7 protein-coding genes are annotated in these 6,748 nt (G+C 45.7%); 3 read left to right on the forward strand and 4 right to left on the reverse strand.

The window, feature by feature from the left end; translation table 11 throughout:
• Positions 1-79 precede the first annotated feature (79 nt).
• Both KD147_RS09880 and KD147_RS09885 read right to left on the reverse strand, forming a co-directional pair.
• Positions 80-1,534: a DEAD/DEAH box helicase gene (locus KD147_RS09880; RefSeq protein ID WP_212547735.1), complete on the reverse strand. Its 1,455-nt coding sequence runs from the start codon at positions 1,532-1,534 to the stop codon at positions 80-82.
• 241 nt (positions 1,535-1,775) lie between these two features.
• Positions 1,776-2,903, reverse strand: a complete 1,128-nt coding sequence (locus KD147_RS09885) for a serine hydrolase domain-containing protein (RefSeq protein WP_212547701.1) — start codon at positions 2,901-2,903, stop codon at positions 1,776-1,778.
• Positions 2,904-3,260: 357 nt separating this feature from the next.
• On the opposite strand from KD147_RS09885, the gene KD147_RS09890 reads away from it, so the two are divergent.
• The gene (locus tag KD147_RS09890) at positions 3,261-3,668 is read left to right on the forward strand and encodes a hypothetical protein (protein ID WP_212547702.1); all 408 of its coding nucleotides are present in this window, start codon (positions 3,261-3,263) and stop codon (positions 3,666-3,668) included.
• A 372-nt stretch (positions 3,669-4,040) separates the two neighbouring features.
• Here KD147_RS09890 and KD147_RS09895 read toward each other — a convergent pair whose 3' ends face one another.
• Positions 4,041-4,589, reverse strand: a complete 549-nt coding sequence (locus KD147_RS09895) for a hypothetical protein (protein ID WP_212547703.1) — start codon at positions 4,587-4,589, stop codon at positions 4,041-4,043.
• Positions 4,590-5,165: 576 nt separating this feature from the next.
• On the opposite strand from KD147_RS09895, the gene KD147_RS16855 reads away from it, so the two are divergent.
• Entirely contained in the window at positions 5,166-5,489 is a 324-nt protein-coding gene (locus tag KD147_RS16855; RefSeq protein WP_249319183.1) for a hypothetical protein, read from the forward strand.
• 283 nt (positions 5,490-5,772) lie between these two features.
• Entirely contained in the window at positions 5,773-6,624 is an 852-nt protein-coding gene (locus KD147_RS09905; RefSeq protein WP_212547705.1) for a hypothetical protein, read from the forward strand.
• A gap of 15 nt (positions 6,625-6,639) precedes the next feature.
• On the opposite strand, the gene KD147_RS09910 is transcribed toward KD147_RS09905, so the two are convergent.
• The coding region (locus KD147_RS09910; RefSeq protein ID WP_212547736.1) for an IS3 family transposase at positions 6,640-6,748 on the reverse strand (109 nt) is incomplete at its 5' end.

Here is a 6,748-nt window from a genome sequence, read left to right on the forward strand (position 1 = left end):
AATCTTTCTTTATAAGATGGGTGATGTGAACACCCATCTCTATTCCAGCCGCAACCAAACAACGCTGGCTAATTAATGATTACCTGCCAGCAGGGCGTCTATTTCGAGACTGATTACTTCTTCTACCTTGACCTTCACCCTGACTTTGTCCCTTCCCTTGGCCTTGCCCCTTCCCTGCGCCACTTTGCTTACGTTGGTTATTTGAGTTTGCAGGACGACGGCGCGCTTTGTTAGCGTGGTGGGAGTGACCTCGTCTATCGGTTTGTTCTTTGCTTTTAGCCGGCGCATTTTGTGCGTTACTTTCTGAAGCCTGAGCTTGACCGTCAGCACTCACTTTAGGTTTTTTCGGCTTCTTCGGTTTCTTTGGCTTAAGCGGTTTGAGGGTACTTTCAGGCAACTCATTCGTTGGCTCAAATCCGGCAATTACTTTTCTTGGTAACAATTGCTGGATTAGGTTTTCGATGTCATTTAGATCTTTCGCATCATCGGCAATCACAAAAGAAATAGCCAAACCAGAAGCCCCAGCTCGGCCTGTTCGACCAATACGGTGCACATAGTCTTCTGCAATGTTGGGAAGATCGTAGTTAATCACACAGGGCAATTGATCTATATCTATGCCTCGCGCGGCTATATCCGTGGCAACGAGCGCCTGTATGCTGCCGTCTTTAAACCCGGCCAAGGCCTTGGTTCGGGTGCCCTGGCTCTTATTGCCGTGAATTGCCGTCGACGGGATGCCACGATTTTCTAGATTACGGGCAATACGGTTGGCACCGTGCTTGGTGCGGCTAAATATCAGTACCTGCTGCCAATCATTTTCTTTTATCAGATGGCTCAACAAGGCCGTTTTACGGGATTTATCGACCGGATACACCCACTGCTCAACGGTTTTCGCCGTTGTATTGGGCGGTACGACTGAAATCTCGAGCGGATCAGTCACTATGGTCTTGGCTAAATCGCGAATTTCATCGGAAAAGGTCGCCGAGTAAAGTAAGTTCTGACGCTTTGCCGGTAGCAATTTAATTATCTTGCGAATATCGTGAATAAAGCCCATGTCCAGCATGCGATCGGCTTCATCCAGCACCAGCATTTCGAGCTGATTAAACTTGATGGCGTTCTGCTGATACAAATCGAGTAGTCGTCCTGGGGTGGCAACCAAGATATCTGCGCCGCGGCGCAACTGCATCATCTGTGGGTTAATCTTCACCCCACCGAATACCACGGAGTAACTCAGTGCTAACTGCTTACCATAGGTTGCAACGCTCTCGCCGACCTGCGCCGCGAGCTCTCTCGTGGGTGTCAGCACCAGGGCGCGAACATTATTATTTTGCGCACGCTGGCCTTTACTGAGTATTTCCAGCATGGGTAAGGTGAATCCAGCCGTTTTACCCGTGCCGGTTTGCGCTGCCGCCATCACATCTTTACCGGATAATACCGCGGGTATGCCTTTGGCCTGAATAGGCGATGGGTGCTTATAGCCCTGCTGCTCCACCGCTTGCAGTAGTTGTGGCTGCAGGCCTAGGTCGCTAAATTGAATATTATCGTCGGATTGAATAGAAGTGGTCACTGGCGCTGATTGTTTGTTGGTCATATAAACTCGGTATGGGTGGCAAAATACGGCTGACGGTTATTTCACCAGAAAAGGTTTCGGATGCGAAGATTAAAGGACTCTGGCCACAATTACAAAGATAACCCACACTTTTTCACTTATTTCTCACCCAATGGGCACTATTGATGCCAAATTCAATGCACATGCCCTTCCAAGCTGATGACCAAAATTAGCCTTTTTTATGCAGTAAATAAGCGCGAACGGCCTCGCGTATCTGAGTATGTAACTCCATGACCCGGTTAATATCGACTAGATTGAGGGAGATGTTTTCCAGCATCACAAGATTCAGGTTAAATTCCGGATAGTGAAGCGACATGGACATATACCCGGGTAAATATCCGGTGTGGCTGTATTCTGTAAGGTCGTCGTCACTGTTGAGCCTTAGACCATAGCCATAGCTCATGTTCGGCCAGAAAAACTCCATCTTGGTATGCGCGCGCGTCATCAGTTCATAGCTTTTATGGCTGAGCAATTCGCCGGAATGTAATTGATGCGCAAACGAGGCAAAAGTCGGTGCCGAGGCTATCAAGCCTCCACCAGGCAGTAAGGATCCGTCGATATCTATGTTCGCAGGAATTAGCGTCTCGGCTTCATCGAAGCCAACGGCGAGTGTCGGCAGGTTGCGACGAATATGCTCAATACTCCCTGTTTTGGCGTACAGCGCATTAAGCTGATTGTCCTTGGCGAATTGCGCCACCTGCTCAGCGAATGCTTGCTTGTTTACCTTTTCAAGTACCAGACCTAAAAGGGCATAACCATGGTTGGAATATTGAAACTGGCTCCCGGGCGCAAAGCGATTGGCTTTACCCAAAGCATCAACGCCTGATGTGTGGCTGAGCAGATGATGCAGGGTAATTCGCTCGTCGTATCTGTGCTGCTCAACAGCATTTTGCTTAGCGCCGCCGTCGGTTTCATCTGCAAAAAGATAACTATTGAGTGAGCGCGTTAAATCCAGCTTACCGGCATCAACAGCTCGTAATACCAAGGTGGCAGTGATTTGTTTAGAAAGGGATGCCACAACGAAACTGGAATTTTGGTCAATCCCCTCGCCTTTTTGCAGTGCTAATTGCGCCTTACCATCTTCAAGCAAAATCACGCTGCCGCTAAATGGCTGTGATGCATCATCAATCAGCGCTTTGATGGCGGCACTTAGGGTACTTAGGTCTTGTGACTTCACACTCGCATGGGCGGGCTGTAAAGGGGCTTTACTGTGTGTTGTGTCGGCCAAGCTATAACCGCTAGGACTAAGCAAAAACAAAGCGCTGCTCAGAATTGTGGTGGTGATATGAAGACCCATACGTTGTCCTTAACCCAATTAGCGATAATGATGTAACCTCGTCAGGCTGATATCTTGTTTCAATCTTATGTTCATACCATGCATCCTGAATCTAGCCAGTTGAATTGTAAAGGAATTTTTAATCGAAAGTAACTATGCACAAACGAAAAGATCGGCACCGGGCGTGCAAATAGGAAGCTGTGTTGCGATAAAAATCGAAGCTGGCAAAAGTGCGTATGCTTTGTTATCAATACAGGTAATACAGGATTGAAAATGCCCCTAGATAAGAGCAGGTCACTTCAATGTGTGATTCACAGCAACGGCATCGAGCGAGCGCGAGCCCAGTCGCTCACAGACGCTAAATAAAAGGAAGAATCTATGAAGAACATAACGACAAAAGCTTTTGCTTTGTCGCTGCTTATGGCATCGACTTATGGGCAAACCGAAGACGCCGATAAGACCCTAAGGTTGGATAATACGCCGTTTAAAAACAGCGAAATCTATTGCGATAACGACAAGGAATTGCACCCGTTTCAAAACGAGTTTGAACTCTTAGATTATTACTCAATGAGCTCGGACGAGGGCGAGCGCCAGGTTATCGTTACCGTAGAAAACAGCTCAAGCGGCGGCCGCTCTCTTAATCACACGCATTTTGTGGCCATTCTTGGTAACTGCGAATTTATCAACCCGATGAAGTTCGAACGCAAGTTTAACGGCAAAGAAATTGTCACCCTGACGCTCAACTTCGGCTTTAGTAAGTTCCCGATTTTAAAGGTAAGTAATTAGACTAGCTCTGACCGAATGTGAAATTCTCAAGATGGGGTGACGGGTTATGTCGGCACAAGAAGCCATCTATGTGCTTAATTAGGGGTCTGCCCCTCTCAGACTTGGGCTTAGTAATGTACTTATCTGTAGCGGCTTACGAACCTAATCCCTCCGACTCGAATATATCTGGCATTTCCGGCTCAGATTAACCGCAAATAAGCCCGCTCTCTGACGCACTTTAGCTGCGAAAGGACTCACATTAGGTGAAAACGGGCTCACAAACATAATTAGTTGGCTCACTTTATTTGAGAGTAAAAACTAGTTGAGAGCGTTCAATAAAATCGCCCTCTATATTATTTGAACTCCACCAAGCATCCCGGTTCAATAAAGCTTTTATAAAATCCCGGTGTATTGATTTGAAGGCGCTTTTAACAACTCAGCTTGTATTTTTTTAAGTTCATCGAGTGTAATAACTCGATGAGATGGTAGGTCCGTTCTATTGACTAGAGCGTGCGAGTCCAAAGGTGGTATTACTACGCTGACGATATTTGAAGGCATATTTTTGAGAGAATTTTCCTCAATGGAAAGCCACAGTCTTGGGACTGACGTTTCGATAAAATCACCGGCAACGCCAGGATGCTTGGAAAACATCTTCTTAGCTTTCTTTGTGGTAACTTTTTTTGCGGCCCCTTTCCCTAGACGGCAATATGCTATGTCCCATGCTCTTATAACTATGTCAGCTTTATCCCCAGGATCATCGATTCTCTTTATTGTTTCATCTGCGAGCTGGTGTTGTCCAAGGTGATAGCATGCAAAATAAAAAGCGGCTTCTAGTTTATCATGAGGCAGCTCTCCTAAATCGATGAAGCGGTTATCTTTGATTTTTACTAAATCTTTAAAGGTAGGGTGACTTCCATTATTTTGATGTGTCATTCCATTCATTATTCAATCTTCCTGTTTCAGCGCTCGGGGTATGGCGCTACCAAGAAAAAAGTAGGTAAGCGCCACAACTACTATTTATTATTGAAGTCTAAGAAAACTGAAAAGTACATTCTATTTCAACCAAATTGAAAAATCCCAACTGTGGGTCAGTAATAAAGTATCATACTGGACTCTTCTGCAGATATTGTTTTTTGGCAGGCAACTTCGCCGCTGAAAAAATAAAGTATCATACCAAAATGAGATCAAGCTCCGAAATGGAGCTTATTTTAAGTAATAAAGTTTCATACTATGATTTTAGCTTTGTCAGTAAATCGTCCACTCACCGCAACTTCTCTCGTTTGAACTCGTAGCTCGGATAAAACTTATAATCCGTTATATTTCCCGTTCGGTAACTAGATAGAAGGGATACTCTTTCTCCACCCAGTATCTGCGTTAGACTTCCAGCTTTTCGACCGTGCGGGCATCGTCGAGCGCCGACGCATACTTGGCCTGCCATACGAATCTGGGTTCTTGTTCGCTGCTCTAGTCGCTCAGAAAATCCGACGACATATACTGGTCTACGCCTGCAATATAAGAGTGCCTAATACCAGCCTCGACAGCCAACTGACGGGTAGTATCTCGCTCCAACGGAAACTGTTCACGGATTTGAGTGACTTCGCTGTGCCACTCCAGCAGCAAAAAGGCGGCCAGTTCAAGATCGGAGAACAAATGGTGAGTACGTTTCGACTTATGGCCGAACACGCGATGGACGCGCCCGAGCGAGGGAAAATCACGCACTGTCAGCCAAGACTTGTAGTCGGCTTCCTCGCCGCTGCCGCGCCCCTCTTTAATCCATTTCGAAAACTGCGCCTCGGAAAACCCGTCTTTTTCGAAGCCATAAAAATCGCCCTAACCGATTGAAATTTCATCATAGTCAGAGCGGTATCGGTATGCAACTTTATTACTTTAAAATAGAGTAGCGAGCACTATAGCGACTCAGTTTCCTAACGAGGGAACTTACCTAACTTAGCTTTCGAACCGAAAACTAAAGGCTTAAGCGTAGTCTTGGTGACAAGAGACGAGAAGCCCTCTCAACTTGGGGAGATTGATACACATTGGTACAACTTATTGATTGAGAAATAGGCACCGTTGTTGAATATTTGTTAATTAGGTAATTCATCTAGCCCACCAAGGAAAGGGATCTATGTTTAACTTGTCTAAAAACAAATTCAACTCCAAACTACCGCAAGTATTCATCGCATTAGTTTTAATCAGTTCCACTCAACTAAAACCACCCGCTTATGCTCAAGAGCAAAGCAATCAAGGCGCTCAATCACCACAACACCATGCGAAAGATTTCGACCCCAACAGGCGAAGCAACTTCCAAAAAAGGAAACACTTTAAGTTTGATGTCAGTCAATTTAAAAAAATAGACCGAAAAGACGTGCCCAAAAACGTCCCTTTGGTAGCTGACTTACCGGTTTACGAACTGCCGCTCCAAAGCTCAGCTTCAACACTTGATTACCATATTTTTAAACTAGGCGGTGAACTGCGAAAAAATCTAACTGCAAGCGTCAGCGAGCCCGTGCCTGGCACCGGCGTATTGCCAACAAGCTTGTATGTCCAATATGACCCGATGATAAATATGGGTTTGCGCGTCACCTGGGAGCAAGGTTCAGGTTTCTACTACGGTATTCGCTTACAAATAGACGGTGTGCCAGTAGAAGAAAATCCGCCCATTGCAATGGATGACCCTGAATTTATCTACTTTGGTCAAGGTGCCGGGTTCTCAATTGAGCCTGCAGTTGCAGGAAACTACGCCTTTGAGCTTGTGACCTTCGACGAGTATTACGACTACATATCATATTTAAGCGCTTCCCCGCTGTCTGTTACACCATATAGCTACTTCTTTCCAGCCCCACCTTATGAACCCGAATCACTCTATAGAGGTGATAGTATAAGCATCGATCCTGATGGTGTTGGTAACAGTGGTGATGAATTCGACATCACAGCTCAACTGGTATTAAAGTGGGATCAATATCAAGGGTGGGTATGAATCGCCACCGCTAATCTAGACACGTTTCAGCCGTTCTTGGTAACGGTTCTCATACTCTACTGGTGATAGCAAATCATTGGAACCATGTTTTCGTTTGCTATTATAAAACATCTCTATGTAATCA

The sequence above is a fragment of the Pseudoalteromonas sp. BDTF-M6 genome, from assembly GCF_018334135.1.
GTDB lineage: Bacteria > Pseudomonadota > Gammaproteobacteria > Enterobacterales > Alteromonadaceae > Pseudoalteromonas.